Source organism: Pontibacter fetidus (assembly GCF_010119545.1).
Taxonomy (GTDB): Bacteria; Bacteroidota; Bacteroidia; order Cytophagales; family Hymenobacteraceae; genus Pontibacter; species Pontibacter fetidus.
Window position 1 is genome coordinate 48212 of sequence record NZ_JAAEAA010000007.1, and the last position, 21316, is coordinate 69527.

The 21316-nt window shown below is 46.0% G+C and carries 12 protein-coding genes; 9 read left to right on the forward strand and 3 right to left on the reverse strand.

Annotated elements, in window-relative coordinates; translation table 11 throughout:
• Position 1: 1 nt before the first annotated feature.
• Positions 2 to 4372, reverse strand: a complete 4371-nt coding sequence (locus GWO68_RS07005) for a CusA/CzcA family heavy metal efflux RND transporter (RefSeq protein ID WP_162345714.1) — start codon at positions 4370 to 4372, stop codon at positions 2 to 4.
• Positions 4373 to 4871: 499 nt separating this feature from the next.
• On the opposite strand from GWO68_RS07005, the gene GWO68_RS07010 reads away from it, so the two are divergent.
• Together GWO68_RS07010 and GWO68_RS07015 are read left to right on the forward strand one after the other, a co-directional pair.
• Positions 4872 to 7010 (forward strand): glycoside hydrolase family 97 protein, encoded by a 2139-nt coding sequence (locus tag GWO68_RS07010; RefSeq protein ID WP_162345822.1) that lies wholly within the window; start codon positions 4872 to 4874, stop codon positions 7008 to 7010.
• A gap of 124 nt (positions 7011 to 7134) precedes the next feature.
• Positions 7135 to 7320, forward strand: a complete 186-nt coding sequence (locus GWO68_RS07015; protein WP_162345715.1) for a hypothetical protein — start codon at positions 7135 to 7137, stop codon at positions 7318 to 7320.
• A gap of 115 nt (positions 7321 to 7435) precedes the next feature.
• Here the strand turns inward: GWO68_RS07015 and GWO68_RS07020 are convergent, their stop codons facing one another.
• Together GWO68_RS07020 and GWO68_RS07025 are read right to left on the reverse strand one after the other, a co-directional pair.
• Positions 7436 to 8173, reverse strand: a complete 738-nt coding sequence (locus GWO68_RS07020; RefSeq protein WP_162345716.1) for a PRC-barrel domain-containing protein — start codon at positions 8171 to 8173, stop codon at positions 7436 to 7438.
• 21 nt (positions 8174 to 8194) lie between these two features.
• A complete protein-coding gene (locus GWO68_RS07025) occupies positions 8195 to 8395 on the reverse strand; it encodes a hypothetical protein (RefSeq protein WP_162345674.1) in 201 nt (66 codons plus the stop codon).
• A gap of 502 nt (positions 8396 to 8897) precedes the next feature.
• Between GWO68_RS07025 and GWO68_RS07030 the strand changes: the two genes are divergently transcribed.
• From GWO68_RS07030 to nirK, 7 genes are all read left to right on the forward strand, one after another.
• Positions 8898 to 11498, forward strand: coding sequence for a sensor histidine kinase (locus GWO68_RS07030; RefSeq protein WP_162345717.1), 2601 nt, complete (start codon positions 8898 to 8900; stop codon positions 11496 to 11498).
• A 26-nt stretch (positions 11499 to 11524) separates the two neighbouring features.
• Positions 11525 to 12157, forward strand: coding sequence for a response regulator (locus GWO68_RS07035; protein ID WP_162345718.1), 633 nt, complete (start codon positions 11525 to 11527; stop codon positions 12155 to 12157).
• Positions 12158 to 13020: 863 nt separating this feature from the next.
• A complete protein-coding gene (locus tag GWO68_RS07040; RefSeq protein WP_162345719.1) occupies positions 13021 to 14574 on the forward strand; it encodes a GAF domain-containing protein in 1554 nt (517 codons plus the stop codon).
• Between the two features lie 52 nt (positions 14575 to 14626).
• Positions 14627 to 18721, forward strand: a complete 4095-nt coding sequence (locus GWO68_RS07045; protein ID WP_162345720.1) for a chemotaxis protein CheB — start codon at positions 14627 to 14629, stop codon at positions 18719 to 18721.
• Positions 18722 to 18772: 51 nt separating this feature from the next.
• Positions 18773 to 19198 (forward strand): response regulator, encoded by a 426-nt coding sequence (locus GWO68_RS07050; protein ID WP_162345721.1) that lies wholly within the window; start codon positions 18773 to 18775, stop codon positions 19196 to 19198.
• A gap of 153 nt (positions 19199 to 19351) precedes the next feature.
• Complete coding sequence (locus GWO68_RS07055; protein ID WP_162345722.1) at positions 19352 to 19654, forward strand: hypothetical protein; 303 nt, start codon at positions 19352 to 19354, stop codon at positions 19652 to 19654.
• Positions 19655 to 19828: 174 nt separating this feature from the next.
• Positions 19829 to 21301: a copper-containing nitrite reductase gene (gene nirK, locus GWO68_RS07060; RefSeq protein WP_162345723.1), complete on the forward strand. Its 1473-nt coding sequence runs from the start codon at positions 19829 to 19831 to the stop codon at positions 21299 to 21301.
• Positions 21302 to 21316 lie beyond the last annotated feature (15 nt).

Sequence of the window (21316 nt, forward strand, 5' to 3'; positions counted from 1 at the left end):
ATTATCGGCTTCCGGTCAGGGCTGTAATCTCAAGTATAGTTTGGTTATAGCTGCGCACGGCATCAATATAGTTGGTCTGCAGGCTGATGGCTTGGTTTGTAAGCAGCACCCATTCCAGGTAATCTATCTCACCGCCCCTAAACTGTTCATCAGCTGTTTTGATGATCAGTTCAGCATTTGGCAGCGCTGTTTTCTCGTAATAGGCAAGGTTTTCGGCAGCCACCTGGTACTGGTCCATCGCTTTGCGCAACTGTAGTTCTAGCGACAGTTTACCGGAAGTATAGTTGTTTCGGGTTTTTTGCTCCTGTATTTTGGCAGCCTGTATCCGTGATTTTTGAGCACCATAAAATAGCGGCACACCTATACCAACTTCTACGGATGTAAACCTGTCAGATGAGGTAAAATTCCGGTCTACGCCATCTACGTTCTGTATGCCTTTTATACTTTGGTTGTTGTAGCCAGCCTGCAAGTCGGGCAGGAGCCGGGCCTGTTCTGTTTTGGTACTGGCCTGGCTTACCTGCTGTTGTTGCTGCAGAAGTTTTAAATAAGGATGTCCGGCTATAGTTGTGGAGTCGGTTAGAATCGTTATTTCCATTTTGAGCGGATGCTCAGCAGGCACGAAAACAGTATCGGTGTTAAGTACAAGCTGGAATTGCTGCTGCAGGTTTGTTAGCTCGTTTTGCAGTTGTTTTAATTGCAGGGCTACCTGGCCGCGCTGGGTCTGGGCGGTATTTTTTTCGAGTATGTTGCTGGAGCCCAGTTTAAACCGAAGATCGGCGTTACGCTGGAAGTTGGCAAACAGGCTGTCGGTGCGGCGCAGTAGTTTTTGCTGCGCACGGGCGTAGAGTATATCATAGTAAAGTTGTGTTACCTGCCATTGCAGCTCAAAATCGGTTAGTTCGGCCTGCAGCACGCCTTGCTGCCATTCCTGTTTAAGCAGTTGCTTTTGCCGGGCATACACCGTCGGGAATTTTATGCTCTGCGATACATTCAGGCGTGTATCCTTGTACATGCTGTTGATCTGCCCATACTCGCCGGTTATAGTTGTATGCGGAATATCCCAGGCGGTGCCTTGTAATTTTTGCAGGGCATTGGTCTGCAGGCGCTCGTTCTGTAGTTGGGGGTTTTGTTTACGGGCTTTAACTATAGCCTGTTCCAGCGTTATGGGTTGCTGTGCCATTGCCATAGTTGGGAGCAACAACATAAGTATGATTCCGACAACTTTAGGAACCGGTTTGTCCGGTTTGCCATCGTGGTGCGCGGCTTTCTCGAAAAGGATGTAAAGCGATGGCAGCACAAATAAGGTAAGCAACGTTGCCACTATCAAACCGCCGATCACCACAGTAGCCAGTGGGCGTTGTACTTCGGCTCCGGCTCCGGAACTAAGTGCCATTGGTAAAAAACCCAGGCTGGCAACACTGGCCGTCATAAGTACAGGGCGCAGGCGAGATTTTGTACCTTCCAGCACAATGTCTTTCAGGCTCAGTCCGCCGGCCTGCCGCAGGCGGTTAAATTCTGCGATCATCACAATCCCGTTCAGCACGGCCACGCCAAACAAGGCAATAAAACCTACACCAGCCGAGATACTGAACGGCATACCGCGCAGCCAAAGCGCAAAAATCCCCCCGATAGCCGACAACGGTATAGCCGAGTAAATAAGCAAGCCATAGCGCACCGACCGGAACGCAAAGTATAGCAGCAGGAAAATCAGCCCCAACGAAACAGGCACCGCCACAGTGAGGCGCTGACGGGCAGCCTCCAGGTTCTCGAAGGCACCACCATAGACCACATAGTAGCCCGGAGGAAGTTTTAATTGCTGTTGTACCTTTTGCTGTAGTTCATCCACTATACTTTGCACATCGCGGCCGCGCACGTTAAAACCAACCATAATGCGTCGTTTGGCATCTTCGCGTTGTATCTGGTACGGTCCTTCTTCCAGTTTCACATCAGCCAGCAAGTATAGCGGTATCTGTTGTCCGCTGGGCGTAGGTATAAGCAGGTTCTGCACATCGGTCAGGTTCTGGCGCAGTTCTCCTTTTAAGCGTACCACCAGGTCAAAACGGCGTTCGCCTTCAAACACCAGTCCGCTGCTTACACCTGCAAAAGCGGCATTTACGGTGCGGTTTATGTCGGCAATGTTGGTGCCGTGCTGGGCTATGGCGGCATGGTTATACTTGATCACGATCTGCGGCATACCGGTAACGGTTTCTACATATAGGTCGGTGGCGCCTTCTACGGTATTGGCAATGCTGCCTAACTTTTGTGCGTAACGTGCCAGCGTATCCAGGTCTTCGCCAAATATTTTGCAAACCACATCCTGGCGGGCACCTGTCATCAGTTCGTTAAAACGCATCTGCACCGGGTACTGGAAACCAGCCGTAATGCCGGGTACATCCTGCAGCGCTTTGCCCATTTTTTCAGCCATTTCGTCGAAAGATGCAGCGGAGGTCCATTCTTTTTTCGGTTTCAGGATCACCATCATGTCGCTGGCTTCGAGGGGCATCGGGTCGGTTGGAATTTCGCCGGAACCTATCTTGGTCACCACTTTTTCTACTTCGGGGAAGCGCTCTAACAAAATGCCAGCGGCCTGTTGCGTTGATTTTATAGTGGTGTTCAGGTTACTGCCTGTCAGTACGCGGGTATCTACAGCAAAATCGCCTTCTTCCAGGGCAGGTATAAACTCACCACCTAACGACAGCAGCACCAGCACAGCACCCGCAAAAAGCACCACGGCACCAGAAATGATTGCTTTCGGGAACTCAATGACACGGCGCAGGTACTTCTGGTAAATATGCTCCACTTTGGCCATCATCCTGTCCGAAAAAGTATCTTTATGGCTGATCTTTTTGCTCAGGAACAGTGCACTCATCATAGGTACATAAGTCAACGATAGAATGGCCGCACCAATAAGCGCAAACGTAACGGTTTGCGCCATTGGCTTAAACATTTTGCCCTCGATGCCCTGCAGCGTAAGTATTGGCAGGTACACAATGAGAATAATGATCTGCCCGAAAATGGCGCTGTTCATCATACGGCTCGCCGATTGCTGCACCGTGTCATCCATTTGTGCCTGGTTAATGCGGTTGGTGGTAGCAAAGCGCTTGTTAAAATGGAAAGTATGCAGTACAGCTTCCACTATAATTACGGCACCGTCTACAATCAAACCAAAATCCAGGGCGCCCAGGCTCATCAGGTTACCGCTCACACCAAAAGCATTCATCATGGTAATGGCAAACAGCATAGCCAGCGGTATAACCGAAGCAACTATAAGCCCGGCACGCAGGTTACCCAGGAATAATACCAACACAAATACCACGATCAGGGCACCTTCCAGCAGGTTCTTTTCTACAGTACTGATGGCGTTGTTCACCATTTTGGTACGGTCCAGGAAAGGCTCTATCATGACACCTTCGGGCAAGGATTCGCTGATCTGGGCAATGCGTTCCTTCACCAGCTTAATAACCTGGTTACTGTTGGCACCTTTCAGCATCATTACCACAGCACCGGCTACTTCGCCCTGGTCGTTATAGGTCATGGCGCCAAAGCGGGTCGCGTGGCCGTAGCCTACTTCTGCTACGTCGCGCAGGTATAAAGGCGAGCCATCGGTTGTGTTCTTAAGTGCTATACTTTCAATGTCTTCTATACTTCCCAGCAGGCCCTCGCTCCGGATAAAAAGTACTGCATCGCCTTTGTGTATGTAAGAACCGCCGGTGTTCTGGTTGTTATTTTCCAGGGCTGTAAAGACATCGGAGATAGTAAGGCCGTAAGATTTTAGCCGCGAAGGGTCAATGGCGATTTCGTATTGTTTCAGGTAACCGCCAAAGCTGCTTACATCGGCCACACCTGGCACGCCCAGCAACTGCCGCCGCACGATCCAGTCCTGAATAGTACGCAGTTCGGTGGCGTCGTATTTGCCTTCGTAACCGGGTTTGGGGCGTACCATATACTGGTAAATCTCTCCAAGGCCGGTGGTTACAGGGCCAAGTTCGGGGCTACCCACACCTTCGGGTATCTGTTGCTGCACGGTTTGCAGGCGCTCAGCCACCTGTTGCCGCGCCCAGTATACATCAACCCCTTCCTGGAAAACGATGGTTACCAGCGAAAGACCGAAACGGGAAAAACTGCGGATCTCTTTAATGCCGGGAATATTGCTGTTGGCCTGCTCTACCGGGAAGGTGATTAACCGCTCTATATCAGGGGCGCCTAACGAAGGCGCTACAGTTATGACCTGCACCTGGTTATCGGTAATGTCGGGCACGGCATCTATGGGCAATCGCGTCACGTTATATACCCCGATCACGACAAGTGCGAAAACGAACAGCCCGATGATGAGCTTATTTTGTATCGAAAAGGCTATAATTCTGTTCAGCATTATACTTTTCTTTAACTGTGGCGATTCCCCGTTTGTAGTGGCAGCTTTACATCCGGGGGGTTGTGTATTAAACTCCCAATTGCAAAATCAGTTAGTAAATTTCGGATTTAATTTTGACTTAAGGGATGATTTAAATCACTTGTAAAACTGAGCAATGCTTCTTTATACTTGTCGGTACTGCTGTAGAGATAGGGGTACCTTTTATATTTTGGTTGCGCTAATTGTACCTGTCTCCGGCATTTTTACCCTAGGCTGTACTGTAAAAGGCAAACCTAACTATAGGCAACGCTCACACAAACTATAAAATATTGCAACTATAGTTCCGATTATCAGCAGGGTTTAAGGATAAAACTCCAAATTTAATGTAATTTGCCTTTTTGAATTTCTCCCGTTACACAACGTAAATTAATGTTTCAGTAAACCTGAAAAACCAATGAACTATAAGCTTAACACGAAACTACCGGGCGCGGCAACTACCGCAGGCAGCCTGAGCCGCAAAATGCGTCGTTTGGTACTGGTTATGTTCCTGGGCACATTCTCCTTCCTGGTTAATGCGCAGGTCATCACCTCGCCGGACAAGAACTTTACCATGAAGTTTGAACTGGCAGCTAACGGCGTACCAACCTACCAGCTTACTTACAAAAAGAAGCCGGTAATAAAAGAAAGTAAACTGGGCCTGGAACTGAAGGATACTCCCTCGATGCTAAATGGTTTTACGGTTGCCAAAACAGAGCAGAATAGTGTAAATACTACCTGGGAACCAATCTATGGTGAGCAGAAAACCATCCGTAACAACTATAACGAACTGCTGGTAACGCTAACTCAGAAAGAGCAGAAAGACCGCAAGATCCTGATCCGTTTCCGTTTGTTTAACGATGGCCTCGGTTTCCGTTATGAGTTTCCGCAGCAGCCGGAGTTGAACTACTTTGTTATTAAAGAAGAGAACACGGAGTTTAACCTGGCCGGCGACCACAAAATCTGGTGGATACCTGGCGACTACGATACCAACGAGTATGCCTATACCACTTCTAAGATCTCTGAAATACCAGGCCTGATGAAGAAGGCAACGATAGATGTACACGCACAGTGGCCGATCAAGAACACAGCAGTACAAACGCCTTCCATGATGAAATCTTCGGATGGTATCTACATCAACATCCACGAGGCGGCCCTGATCAACTACCCGGCCATGAACCTGAACGTAGACCCGAAAACCTTTAAGTTCAGCTCGCACCTTACACCCGATGCAATGGGCAACAAAGGCTACATCCAGACAGAGTTTAATACTCCCTGGCGAACTATAGTTGTGAGCGATAACGCTGCTGACATCTTGGAGTCGAAGCTTATACTTAACCTGAACGAGCCTACCAAGTACAAAGACGTGTCGTGGATAAAGCCGGTGAAGTACATTGGCGTGTGGTGGGAATATTTTGTGGCTAATAAAAGCACCTGGGCTTACGGCAAAGAGACCAACGTAAAACTGACCGACGACTTTACAAAACTTACCCCTAACGGTCGCCACGGCGCTACTACCGAGAACGTTAAGAAACACATCGACTTTGCTGCCAAGCACGGTTTTGATGCCGTACTGGTAGAAGGCTGGAACATTGGCTGGGAAGACTGGTTTGGTAACTGGAAAGAAGAAGTGTTTGATTTTGTAACGCCTTACCCTGATTTTGATGTAAAAGAGCTGCAGAAGTATGCTGCCGATAAAGGCGTGAAGATCATGATGCACCACGAAACATCTTCGTCTGCTACTAACTATGAGCGCCGCCTGGATGAGGCGTTCCAGTTTATGAAAGACAATGGATACAACTCTGTAAAAACAGGATATGTAGGCAAAATTATACCGCGCGGCGAACACCACGACAGCCAGTGGATGGTAAATCACTATATACGCGTAGCTGAGAAAGCGGCAGACTATAAGATCAGGGTGAATAGCCACGAAGCTGTGCGCCCGACTGGTTTGCACAGAACTTACCCGAACTGGTTTGCACAGGAATCGGCCCGTGGTACTGAGTTTGAAGCAATGGGCGGTTTAGCTCCGGAGCATGCAACTATACTTCCGTTTACACGCTTAATGGGTGGCCCGATGGACTATACACCTGGTATTTTCCAGACGGACCTGTCATACTACAACAAGGATAATAACCAGCGCGTGAACACCACGCTTGTAAAGCAGTTGGCTTATTACGTTACTATGTACAGCCCGCTGCAAATGGCTGCCGACCTGCCAGAAAACTACGAGCGCTTCCCGGATGCGTTCCAGTTTATAAAAGACGTAGCTGTAGATTGGGATGATACCTGGGTGCAGGAAGCTGAGCCAGGTGATTACATTACAATAGCCCGTAAAGCGAAAGGCAAAAACGAATGGTATGTGGGTGGTATAACAGATGAAAATGCCCGCACAGCCACTGTTCGTTTCGATTACCTGCCAAAAGGCAAAACCTACGTGGCTACCATTTACGCCGATGCCAAGGACGCCAGCTGGAACAAAAATCCACAGAAGTATACTATCCGCAAGGTGCTGGTAAACTCTAAAAGCGTACTGAAGCAGCCAATTGCCCCAGGCGGCGGTGTAGCCGTAAGTATAAAGGAAGGCAGCAAGCAGGATACAAAAGGCCTGAAGAAACTATAACCTCTAGTTGTTACTCATAAAAAAGCGCGGTGCATAAAGATGTACCGCGCTTTTTTTGATTAAATCGAATTATTATGCGCTATAGTTTGTATCTTTTGAGAGTTAACCTTTTAGCCTTTTACCTATGACCTCCGAAGAATTTGAAGCGAACTATACCCAAACCCTGGATACGATCTTAGAAGCCCTTGCTAACAGCTCCGAAGTTAAACCCGAAAAGTTTTATAGCCTGGCCTGCGTTATCGAGAACCTACGTTATTTCAGCCCGGTGTTTTATGGCGCTATCAAGCCTTCTGAAGACAAGCCACTTTAAGGTTACATTACTGTTGCCCTGTTGCAGCGCGGTTGGCAGAGCTTAATGCAAAAAAGCCATGCAGTCGCTTAAAACTACATGGCTTCTATGATGAAAAGGGAAGTATAACTTTTGCTTACAGGTTAAGCGCCCTTTTTTTCAATAATATAAATTCTTCTTCCGTTAACGAGCCTCTTTCCCGGAGCTGCTCCAAGCGTTCTATAGTTGCGATAGAATCTTCTACGGTTTTCGGTCTTATATCTTCATTGCGTACGTCATGCACATCGGCGTCTGTGTGGCTGTAAGTCGGGTACGTTCTGTCGCGGTGCACTTCCTGGTTCGAGGTATAAAATCTGTTTTCGTCAAACGCCTCGTCGTTATAAAAATCATCTGATATGTGGCTGGTTTCTACCTCCCTGTCCCGACGCAGCGCTTCCTCAAATTCATCGTTATGCCTATCTGTGTTATCTGCCACAATATCGCGGTGCGTGCGGTGTAAATTGTCGCGCACGGCATATTCATAGTCTTCCGGAATGGAGCCACCCTCGTACACCGGGTACCTGCTTATAGAGGTAGAGTCGATAGCCGATACAAATACTTTTTTACTGCTTCTGTCGAGGGCAGCCACGCCAATAGGCACCAGCAGGTACTGGTCGGTGTCGGTATTAAAAAATTTCCGGTCAGCCATTACCGATAAGTACCGGGCTTTCATTTGTTTGGGGTCTACAATAAGGTCGCGAACAATACCCAGGCTGTCGCCGTCTGCACCAACTACTCTCCAGCCCAGCACATCGGGGTTATCTTTGGCAATTTTATAGTCTTTCATGGCGCTTAGTGCAACCAGGCGCTCATTTCTAAAATCGTTGTCTTTCATAGTTATAGTTTGTTTATGCTTTTATGTTAATAGCGGGTATGTGTTTTGTGGCACTTGGCTGGCCGTTGCCGGTATTCCGGAAGTTGGCAAAGCTGCGGCCTCAGCATTATCTCTGTCGTTTGTAAATTCATAGATCGCCCAGACCAGGAGCCCCAGAATTATGAGCAGCAGTATCCAGGGCCACACAGGTTTCTTCTTTTTTTCGATGTTTATTTCTACCATTTCTTTAAGCGTTATTTTCCATAGTTCTGTTTGCGGTTATTACAAATGCAGAGCAAATGCAATTGTAAATTTAGTACGCTGATAATTAGGTTTATGTTGATGGCGCGGTATGGCGTAAACGCAAAACCAAATGACCTGCAACTTTAAAAATGGGGCAGAAACAGAATGGGGAATTAGGTAGTTTTTGAACCTGAAAACCGCTGTTAAACGCAATAGACCAACTATAGCTGCACAACAAAATTGAATTTGTTTTAAGTAATTGCTGTTTATTAGTGACTTTTGCTAAAATTTAGTAGCAGAAGTATAATACCCGGAGCCTGTGTGGCTCTCCCTCTTACCGCTTTGCTTTTTTAGGCAGGCATATACTTTTAGCCGTAGCGTTCAGCGCTATCCAGCGAGCACTTCACCTCTCTTGATGACTGTGTTCTGTAGTGATTTGTTTAACTATAAAAACACTTAAATGCCTCACAGGTCATCTTTTGCTATAAAGGAAATTAGCACTATGCAACAACAGCTGCCTTTCCTTAAAATTTTTGAAGCTCAGTCTGAGTTGGGATTTATAGTTTCTCCTGAACTATACATACTCGCTGTTACCGATTCTCTGCTGAAAGAGACCTTTACTTTGCGCGAAAATATTGTCGGCAAGTATGTTTTCGATGTTTTTCCGGATAACCCGGGGGCTCCGGATGCTTCATCAACAACAAACTTAAAGAGTGCTTTTAACTATGTGTTATCGGAAGGTAAACCTCACCGGTTAAATGCCCAGCGCTACGACATTTTTGACCCTGAAGAACAGGGGAGTTTTATAGAACGCTATTGGCATACAAATACGGTTCCTATTCTTAACGATGCTGGTGAGGTAGTGTGTATTCTGCACGAAACTATAAATGTAACCGATGAAATAATGGCCAGGCGCCAGTTACAGGAAAGCCAGGAACGCGAGCGAATTGCGGTAGCACAAGCCGAACAGCAGCGCCTGCGCCTGGAGCGGTTATTTGAACAGGCTCCTGCTGCGCTTGCCTTGCTCGAAGGCCCGGATTTTGTTTTTAAGGTGCTGAACAAAACATACAAGCAGCTTTTTCCAGAGCGCGAAATGTTAGGAAGGCCCCTGATTGAAGCATTGCCAGAGTTAAAAGATCAGCCTGTATATGATATCATCCAGCACGTTTATAACTCAGCAGAGACTTACGAAGGAAAGGAGGCAATGGTGCCCATGGTTCGCCATCATGGCCAGCCTGCAGTAGATATGTACTGGAATTTTATTTACCAGGCTCTTTTTGATGCCCAGGGGAAGGTAAGTGGTATTCTGATCTTTTCGTTAGATGTAACTGAGTTTGTAAAAGCCCGACAGCAAGTTGAGAAAAGTGCTGCATCGTTACAGAAACTAAGTCGTGAGTTAGAAGGCCGGGTTGAACAGCGAACCATGGAACTTAAGCTGGCACAACGTGAAGCCGAACGACAGAGTAACCGGTTGAACAGCCTGTTTATGCAGGCACCAGCTGCCATCTGCATACTCAATGGCCCAGACCTGGTGTATGAGTTTGTAAACCCTACTTATGCTTCACTTTTTCCGGGACGCCAGCTTTTAGGTAAACCTATTTTAGATGCTCTTCCCGAAATAAAGGATAATAAAGTATACCAGACCTTTCGGGAGGTTTATGAAACAGGCACTACCCACGAAGAGAAAGAATTGCTGATACCTTTTGTACGTGCTGAAGTCAGCGAGATGGAGGATAGGTATTTCCGGTTTATACAACAGCCCCGCTACAACGAGCAGGAACAGGTTGACGGAGTGGTAGTTTTTGCGCTGGAAGTTACCGAACAGGTTAAAGCCCGCAAGTCTGAAGAAGCAAGCGTAAAGCAATTGCGGTTAGTAACCAACTCACTTCCGGTACTTATTGGTTACTTAGACCGAGAAGAAAGGTATCGTTTTGCCAATAAAGCTTATGAAAAGTGGTTCCCGCACAAGTCCGAGGATCTGATCGGGAAGAAGCTTAAAGATGTGATCGGAGAGATTCCGTATCAGAATATAAAAGAATATGTAAAGGAAGGGCTTGCTGGAAAAGCAGTTGTTTTTGAAGCACGGATGCCATACCGCCAGGACTTTGTAAAACATATCCATTGCTGTTATGTGCCCGATATACAACATGGCGTGGTGCATGGATTTTATACCCTGATAACTGACATTACCGATGATGTGCAGGTACGTCAGGCCCTGAAAGACAGTGAGCAAAAATCAAAAGCGATAGCTGCCATGCTGGCCGTTACCAACCAGGAACTGAAGTTAGCAAACGATGCGCTGGGCAAGTATAACTATGAATTGGAAATCAGGGTTGAGCAGCGAACATCAGAACTGCAGAATTCAAATAAACTGCTGCAAAAACAGATCACAGAAAATAAAAAGGCCGAACAATCACTGTCGGAGTCGCACACAAAATTGCAGGCCCTGACCAGGCACTTGCAGGTAATGCGCGAAGACGAGCGAAAATACATTGCCCGCGAATTGCACGACGAACTGGGGCAGGCATTTACGGCGCTAAAAATAGACCTGACCCTGATAATGAAAAAACTGGCCGCCGGGAAAATGGAAAAAGAGCTGTTTTATGCGGAACTGCAATCCATGATGAAAACTATAAACACTTCGATAACAGCAGTGCGCGAAATTGTAGCTACCCTGCGCCCTACTGTGCTCGATAATTTTGGTTTGCTCTCCGAGATAGAATCGCAGGCACAGGAGTTTCAGAAACGCACTGCCATATCCCTGCAACTAAACACGTCACTTAAGTATATCCCGTTAGGGCAGGAGGCAGCTATTGAGGTATACCGGATCATACAGGAGTCCTTAACAAATATTGCACGCCACTCATGGGCAGATGAAGCAACTATAACAATAGATAAATCACGGAACCATTTCCGGTTTATAGTAACCGATAACGGAAAAGGGATAGAGGCCGGCAACTTAACGCAATTAAGAACGTTTGGGCTTCTTGGCATGCAGGAAAGAGCCGACCGGATAGGAGCCAGCCTGACTTTTGACACGATGGCAAAGAAAGGTGCCAGAATTGTACTAAAAGTGCCCATTACACCACTTTCCAACTTATAAATGTAGAAAACAGAACAGTAAAGAGAATGATTAAATTGTTGATCGCAGATGACTACGTGCTGATCAGGGAAGGACTGAAGAAAGTTCTGAAAGATGAAGCAGAAATAACTGTAGTTGCCGAAGCCGAGAATGGAGCCGAGGTATTAAATAAACTGAAAAAAAGCCAGGCAAATTTTGTAGTGCTTGACATTAACATGCCTGTTAGAAGCGGCCTGGATGTGTTGCTGGATATGAAGCGGCTATACACAACTATACCGGTTCTTATACTGAGCATGTACCCTGAAAAAACATATGCCCTGCGTTCTCTGAAAGCGGGAGCAGCGGGGTACCTATCCAAAGACAGTGCGGGTGAGGAACTGGTAACTGCTATCCAGAAAATATGGAATGGCGGTAAGTATATTTCTGACTCGCTGGCTGAACTGCTTGCTGAAACAGTGGTAAACAATGGTAAGCCCGAAATTGCCCATGAAGTATTGTCTGATCGCGAATTTCAGATACTCTGTAAAATAGCAGAAGGCGCTTCGCTTAAAACAATTGCCGAAAACCTAAGCATTACCTTAAGCACAGTAAACACGTATCGTGCCCGTATTTTCGAAAAAATGAAGTTTACGTCTAACACTGACCTGATCCGGTATTGCTTAGAAAACGAGCTGGCCTGACAACTATAGTTGTGTCATAAAAAATACGACACAACTATAGTTTGATTGCCTACATAGCTTTAGCAACACTAGTTTCCTTTATCTGGCTTGTTAAAAAGTATCTTTGTATCTGGTTGCTTTCTTAAACCCGTTAAACCGGGTTAATTCTTTCCTTTTCTATTTAAATTAAGAATTATGAAAGCTGCCAATAAGGTTACCTGACAGTATATTGCTGTTAAGAAATTTCAAATCCACAAAACGCTGACCTTACCACAAGATCAAATAAAGCTGCCAGCTAAAGTGCCTGTTACGGTGCACGAGTTTAAAAATGAATTTGGCAAAGTCTACTGTAAAATGTTGCACCTGGTTAACAACCAGGCAATCGTTTTAGAGTGGTATGGCTATTCAACAAAAAACCAGGTAGAGGCGGTCACCAATTGGATAGATCAGTGGTGCATTCAGCATCCGTGTATTACCCTGGTCAATGACTGTACATATATTCAGTCGGTCTGGTTCGATACCATTGAATGGTTTACTCGTATATGGGTGCAAAAAATGATCAGGCACGGCCTTCAGAGATTTGTGCATATTGCAAAACAGGACAGTTTTGGAGACAGAATTGGAGTGCAGTTGCAAAAGATACTGGCAGATGATGTGCAATTTTACAAGTTCAGTTTAAGAGAGGAAGCTATAAATTGGCTTGAAACCAACTGATTATTTTCTGTTTTATTAATATATTTAAGTCGGGGCTGATGCAGATGCCAGAAAGCATGCGTAAAAAGTCCGAAACACTTTTCTGAGCAACTGGTTTTCTTATAGTTTGAAAACATTGGTCAGTACCATTTTTACTACGCTTTAACAGGCGATCACGCTTAATACGAACTATGACAAATTCGGCAGCACCCTATCAGGTAACCCTCAATACAAATTACGATTCAGAAATGTGCGGCAGTATACCGTTGCATTTGGTAAACCTGGTACAGCCACATGGAGTATTGCTTGTACTAGATAAAAAAGACCTGCGCGTATTACAGGTAAGCGAGAATATCTCCTCGTTTTTACCAATCGCCCCCGACGAGATTTTAGGTAAAACCCTATCAGATTTCCTTTCTGAAGATAAAAAGGGGGAGATCCTCGCCAAAATCAAAACGCAAGCCTCACAGGATAAAATACCTTTTACATTAAGTTTCAGCACGCACGGCGAACAGAAGGTTTTTACATCAGTTATACTTCCGCAGGAAGACTACATTCTGGTGGAAATGGAAGAAAGTGTAAATGCGCCCGCAGAATATTTTATAGGCTTATACCAGCAGATAAAGTACGTAACTACCTTACTGAAGCAGGCTGAAACTATAGAAGAACTGGCGCAGCGTTTTACCGAAGAATTTAAAAAGCTTACCGGCTTTGATAAGGTAATGGTGTATCAGTTCGATCCGCAGTGGAACGGTATTGTAATTGGCCAGGCCGAAGAAGACGATATGGACGATTACATGGGCCTGCGTTTTCCGGCATCAGATGTTCCGAGGCAAGCGCGTGATCTGTATTTCCGTAATCCGTACCGCCTTATTCCAACACGCGAGTATACTCCCGTAAAACTTGTACCTGTAATTAACCCGGTTACACAACGCTTTACTGACCTTTCGGAAAGCAACCTGCGCAGCGTAGCCAACGTGCACCTGGAGTACCTGGCTAACATGAAAATTACGGCATCTATGTCGTTGCCAATTATTATCGAAGATAAACTATGGGGGCTTATTTCCTGTCATCATAAAACAGCCAAATATCCCGGGTATGAGTTACGCTCTGCTATGGAGTTGTTAGCCGGTATACTGTCGGCACAGATAGAAGTGAAACAGCGCGTAGAGGATATGAGCCTGCGGGTACACCTGAGAAGCATCCATGTGAAGCTGATGGAGCAACTATATACATCTGCCAATTTTGCGGAAGGTATACTGGAAGGCAACACAACTATAGTTGACCTGTTATCGCTTTCTGGGGCAGTGGTAGCTTACGAAGGCAATACCTGGACCATCGGAACAACCCCGGATAAGCAGGAAGTGAAAGATCTGCTTTCCTGGCTTCGCCGCACTAAAACAAGCGGTGTTTTTGCCACATCTTCGCTTCCGGTAGATTACCCCCACAGCAAAGATTATAAAGACGTGGCCAGCGGCCTGATAGCGTTACCAATTAATGCAGAGCAAGGCGATTTTATACTTGGTTTCAGGCCAGAACTGATACAGACCGTGAACTGGGGTGGCAACCCTAACAATGCCATACAGATGGAGGCGGACGGAAAGTCGTATCATCCGCGAAATTCGTTTGAGATTTATAAGGAAACAGTAAAGAATACATCGGCTACATGGCTACCGGAAGAACTGGCCGCTTCCGATACCCTGCGAAATGCAATACTGGAGAAGCTGATAAAGGAACGTTATTAACCCAACAGGCAGAACAGGCAGAGACAGCAAAAAGGATTGATCAGAATTGAGAATGGATAAAACGAAAGCATCCCATAAAATAAAAGATACCAAAACAGCCGACCATTACCTGGTTGGTATAGGTGCATCTGCGGGTGGCTTGGAGGCTATCCATCAGTTGTTTGATCATTTTCCGAATAACTCCAGCTTTTCGTTTGTAATTATACAGCACCTTTCGCCGGACCATAAAAGCCTGATGGCAGAGCTGCTGAGCAAGCATACAAGCATGCAGGTGCAGGAGGCCGAGGATAACATGTTTACCCGACCTAACTGTGTGTATGTGTTGCCAAGTGGTAAACAGCTAACTATAGAACACGGGCGCCTGCGCCTTACAGATAAAACACGGAGCCGTGAGCCAAACTTTGCAATCGATCTCTTTTTTGAGTCTATGGCCAAGAACAGGGGCAAACTGGCAATTGGTGTAGTATTATCTGGTACGGGTACCGATGGTACTAAAGGTGCTAAGGCGATTAAAAAGGCAGGCGGAATTGTGGTAGTGCAGGACCCGGCAACTGCAAAGTTCGACGGTATGCCCCGCAGTGCCATTGATGCAGGCATTGTAGATTATGTGCTGCCCCCGGAACAAATGCCAGAGGAGATAATAGAATACACTCGCAAAATACCACTGGTAAAGAGCTTAATAGAACAGGATTTAGAAGGAGAAGACGAGGCTATATTTAAAGAGATACTGGACCTTGTATGCACACATACCCAAACAGACTTCACAAACTATAAAGAGGCAACTATAAACCGCCGGATACGCAAACGCATGGATCACCTGAAAGTGAAAAACATGAAAGCGTACCTGGATTACCTGCACGAGAACCCTGCCGAGATCAAAAAACTTTGCCAGGAATTCTTTATCAACGTAACCTCTTTTTTCCGGGACCCTGAAGCATTTGCTATACTTGAAAGCGACATCATCCCTAACATTATAGCCGAGAAAAAGCCAGAAGAAGCAGTAAAAGTATGGGTGGCTGCCTGCAGCACCGGCGAAGAAGTTTATTCGCTTGCTATACTTTTCAGTGAAGCATTTGAGAAAGCCGGCCGCGAACCGAACATTAAGCTGTTTGCCACCGACATTGACCAGCAGGCCATTACACAAGCCTCAAAAGGAAGTTATCCGCTCAGCATCTCTAAAAATGTTTCGGCAGAGCGTCTGGAGCGCTTTTTCTACCGCAAAGCCAACAGGTATATCATCAATGAAGATATCCGTAAACTGGTTATTTTCGCGCAGCACGACCTTCAGAAAGATCCGCCTTACAGCAGGATTGATCTGATTACGTGCCGTAACATGCTTATTTACCTGAACGCTGAGCTTCAGAATAAAGTGTTATCGCTGTTCACGTATGCGTTAAACCTGGGCGGTTACCTGTTTTTAGGACCAAGCGAGCATATTGGAGAAATGAAGTCTTTCTTTAATGAGGAGAACCGTAAATGGAAGATATTCAGGAAAATAAAAGAAAGCAGAGGTATAAAACAAAGTTACGGCATTACAGACTATAACTATAACATAGGCCACCACAGCCAGGGATCTAAATACAAAAGCTCGCCTACGGTGCAGTATAACGATGGCTTTATGGATGCTGTGGCTGAAGACTTTAAGGTTACCGGCCTTTATGTAGATGAACATTATCAGCTGCTGCACGGCATTGGCGATATCAACCGTTTTCTCAAGTTTCCGGACAAGCGCCTGCACTTTAACCTGATAAAGATGGTGCCCGAGGAACTGGCCGTTACCCTGAGTGTAGGCATACGCAAAGCCCTGAAGCAGGACCGGAAAGTAGTGGCCCGGCAGGTGGCCGTTAAAATGGGCAAAAAGGAACAGATGGTGCATGTTTCCATCAGGCCCATAAGTATGGACAAAGACCAGCCCAGAGTTATTCTGATATTGCTTCAGGAAATGGGTGAGGTGATGCCGTTGCCTAAAGTTTCGGATCTGAGCTTTGTGTCTGACTCTGATTATTACCAGCAGCTTACTAACCTTGAGTCGGAGCTGAAGGACGCCCGCGAAAGTTTGAACTTAACGGTACAGGACCTGAGCACAGCTAACGAAGAACTGCAGTCTACCAACGAAGAGCTGATGTCATCAAACGAGGAGCTGCAAAGCTCCAACGAAGAGATGCAATCGCTTAACGAAGAACTGCACACGGTTAACTCAGAGCATCAGCTTAAAATAAAAGAACTACAGGAACTGAACGAAGACCTGGACAACTATATCAGGAGCTCCAATGTGGGGCAGCTGTTTGTAGACCATTTCCTGGTAATCCGCAAGTTTACACCATCTATAGACGGACTGATAAACATTATAGATAGCGACCTTGGCCGGCCAATCCATCATTTGTCGCATAATCTTAAATATACGCACCTGATAGATGACATTCAGCAGGTAAACAACACATCGGTTGAGGTTGAGCAGGAAGTAGAAACTAAGGATGGCAAATATTACCTGATGCGCATTATACCATACCTGAAACATGATGGCAATAAAGATGGTGTAGTGCTTAGTTTTGTTGATGTCACTACCCTTAAAACACTGAGCAATGTAGTACAAGGGGTACTTAACAGTTCGCTTAACAGCATTATGGCCTTCAAGGCTGAACGTAATAGCAAGCAGGAAATTATTGATTTTAACTGGACGCTGCTAAATAAAAAGACAGAGACCATGCTCGGCTATTCGCAAAGCGACCTGCTGAATACCAGTGTGCTGCAACAACTACCATACCTTAAGAAAAACGGCTTGTTCCGGAAGTTTGTAAAGGTAGTGGAAGAAGGCAAGGCCATCCATATTGAGCAACAGCTGGAGATTAAAGAAGTAAAGGCTTGGTACGAAATTGCCGCTGTTAAAATGGGTGATGGCATAACACTTACTATGGCCGACATCACCGAGAAGAAAAACAGCGAAGATAAGGTGCTGATGGCTTATGAAGAGCTGAAAATAGCAGAAGAAAACCTGATTAGGCTGAATAACGAACTGGAGAAAAGAGTAAGCGACAGAACCCGTGCCCTGGCTGCCAGCGAAGAGCGTTTCAGGATGGTATCGATGGCTACGAATGATGTTGTCTGGGACTGGAACCTGATTAACAACGAGATATGGTGGAGCGATAACCTGCTTACCCTGCTTGGCTACAAGGAGGAGGACATGGGGCAAGGCATGGAAGGATGGCTAAAACTGGTACACCCCGACGACCGTGAAGCTGTAGAGAAAGGTATAAATAACGCCATTAACACAGGTAAAGACCAATGGTCTGATGAGTACAGGCTGCAGAAGAAAGATGGTACCTATGCGTATGTAGCCAATAGGGCTTATATTATGCACAACGAGTACCAGATGCCATACCGCGTGCTGGGCTCTTTTATTGATCTTACAGACCTGAAAGCTACGCAGCAAAAACTGCAGCAGACCAACGAACATTTACTGCGTGTTATCGAAGACCTGGATACGTTTGTATACACCGCCTCGCACGACCTGAAATCGCCGATTGGTAACATAGAAGGGCTGATGCTCTTACTGGAAGACCAGATAGCAAGCGCAGGACCAATACCGGGCGAACCAATGGAACCTGTATTTGACATGATGAAAGGCGCGATCAGCAGGTTTAAGAATGTGATCAAAGACCTGACAGATATAGCCAAGGTGCAGCGCGATGTAGACGGTGAGGTGGAGCAGGTGGATGTGAAGGAAGTTTTTGACGAAGTGCGCGACAATATGCGCGAACTGCTGAATAGTGAGAAGGCTGAAATTGAAGTCGATTTTACGAAAGCGCCGCTGATCCAGTTCTCTAAGAAAAACCTGCACAGCGTGTTATACAACCTGCTAAGCAATGCAATAAAGTATAAGGCAAAGAAAAGACATCCGAAAGTGGTGCTGAATACCCGACGTGTTGACGGCTATGTGCTCTTAACAGTTTCTGACAATGGCCTCGGAATCAGTAAAGCTAACATCAAAAAGTTATTTACCCTGTTTAAACGTTTCCATTCGCATGTAGATGGTACAGGTATGGGGCTTTATATTGTTAAGCGACTGGTAGATAACGCCAACGGATTTATAAATGTAAAAAGTGAGGAAGGCAAAGGAACAACTTTTGAGCTATACTTTAAAGCATAGGGCTACTCGTCCCTGATCCATTGCTGAGAATGACCTATTGTAATTAAACGAATGAAAAAGATTGCATCTATACTTTTGGTTGATGATGATGAGACCACAAACTATATCAGCAAACTGATTATTACCAGGGCTGGCCTGACTGATGAGCTCTTGATTGCCATGAACGGGAGGGAAGCCATTGAGCTGTTAAACGAACGATGCCAGGAAGCAACCAGTACAGGAGTTAACAAAGTGCCACAGCTTGTACTGCTGGACATTAATATGCCGGTGATGGATGGTTTTATGTTTTTGGATGCATTGCAGTCTGTGGAAGGTTTTGATAAAGATGCGGTAGTAGTTGCGGTACTGACAACCTCTTTGGATGCGCGCGATATAGCGAAGGTGAAAAATCTGGGAGTAACCGAATTTATCAGCAAGCCCCTCACAAAAGAGAGTTTGGAGAAACTGATAGACAGGCACTTTGACGTTACGCTATAGGTACTGATTTCACAAAATGCCTCTCCGCAACGGGAGGCTTTTTTATGGCTATAGTTGGCCATTGTAAAACTATGCCTGCCCCACTTAAGTTTACGCTCCAGCTTTACATTTAAGCTGCCTTACCGTAAACCAACCTATACATAAACTATAGCTATGAAAACAATTACATTAAACAACTATAACACAATGCTGCTGCTGCACGGCAACGAGGCTACCAGAAGCTTATTTTTAAAAACTATAGTTGTAACAAAGTGGCCAGCCAGCGGCACTTTAACCCTTACCGTAACCGACGAAAAGGATGTACCTATCTACAGCAAACACCTTACCCTACCTGGTACTGAAGGCGAAACTATAGTTGACCTGAACGAGAAGTTTGTGTTTTACGACCATATAGCGGTGCATTTGGTTACAGAACCGGCAAACAGCCCCTACGAAGCCGAAATTGCATTTGAATAACTTGTCGATCTTTAAACCAGCTATAGCTAGGGGTTAACTGCCAGTAAGTTTGTACTTCCATAGTTACGTATAGGATTTTAGTGATGTAAATCATTTTGCTTTATGACCGGCGTCATAACCGCTGCGGATTTTGTGCAGTTACTTTGTTGCAGAAATCCACTAAATGATTTTATCATGAGAACCTCTACAATCAGTAAAACGGTACAACTGCTGGCGCTGGGCATTTATAGCGCAGGCATATTAAGCTCTTGCAGCACACAAACCACTCAGGCCGAAGCAGCCCAGACCACAGAGGTTGCTCCTGATAAGATGCCAACTATAATGGCTGAGTTAACAGACGCCCCGCTGGTGCCTGCGCCTATTACCAGAAAGCATGCTGCCAAAGTGGTAGTAAAGCTGGAAGTGAAAGAAGTAGTGAAAAAACTGGCCGACGGCGTTGACTATACTTTCTGGACATTTGGTGGTTCAGTGCCAGGTAAATTTATCCGTATCCGTCAGAACGACGAGGTGGAGTTTCACCTGATGAACCACCCGGACAGCAAAAACCCCCACAACATTGACCTGCACGCCGTAACCGGACCGGGCGGTGGCGCAGCTTCTACATTTACAGCTCCGGGCCACGAAACGGTTTTCAACTTTAAGGCGCTTAACCCTGGTTTGTATGTGTACCACTGCGCTACAGCACCGGTAGGTATGCACATTGCCAACGGTATGTACGGCCTTATATTGGTTGAGCCTGAAGAAGGACTGCCTAAAGTAGACAAAGAATACTACGTTATGCAGGGCGACTTCTATACCAAAGGCGAGTTCGGAACACCTGGTCTACAGCCTTTCGACATGGAAAAAGCACTGGATGAGAACCCATCTTATGTGGTGTTTAACGGTTCTGTAGGCGCCCTTACCGGTGACAATGCCCTTACAGCCAAAGTAGGCGAAAAAGTACGTCTGTTTGTTGGTAACGGTGGTCCAAACCTTATTTCTTCTTTCCACGTCATCGGCGAAATTTTTGATAACGTGTACACCGAAGGCGGTACCAAAACACAGAATAACGTGCAGACGACACTTGTACCAGCCGGTGGCTCAGCTATAACCGAATTTAAAGCAGATGTACCTGGCAACTATGTGTTGGTTGATCACTCTATCTTCAGAGCGTTTAACAAAGGTGCGCTGGGTATGCTTAAAGTAGAAGGCGACGAGAACAAACGCATGTACTCTGGCCAGATAGTAGATAAGATTTACCAGCCGGAAGGCTCTACTGTACAGGAAATGCCTCAGTCTAAAGCCCCTGCTGCCGCCGTTGCCTTAAACAAAAACAGCCGCATGGAACTTGGTAAAACCCTGTTCGCCCAGAATTGCCAGGCCTGCCACCAGGCCGAAGGACAAGGTATAAAAGGTGCTTTCCCGCCACTTGCCAAATCTGATTACCTGAATGCTGACCTTAACCGAGCCATTGGTATAGTAGCGCACGGCCTGGAAGGTCAGATAAAAGTAAACGGCGAACTATACAACAGTACTATGCCTAAGCTGAAGTTATCTGACGAAGAAATTGCCAACGTGCTGACCTACGTGGTGAACAACTGGGGCAACAAAGGTGGCGAAGTAACACCGGCACAGGTTAAAAAAGCAAAAGCTTCTTACAAGCACTAATATACTATACCCAAG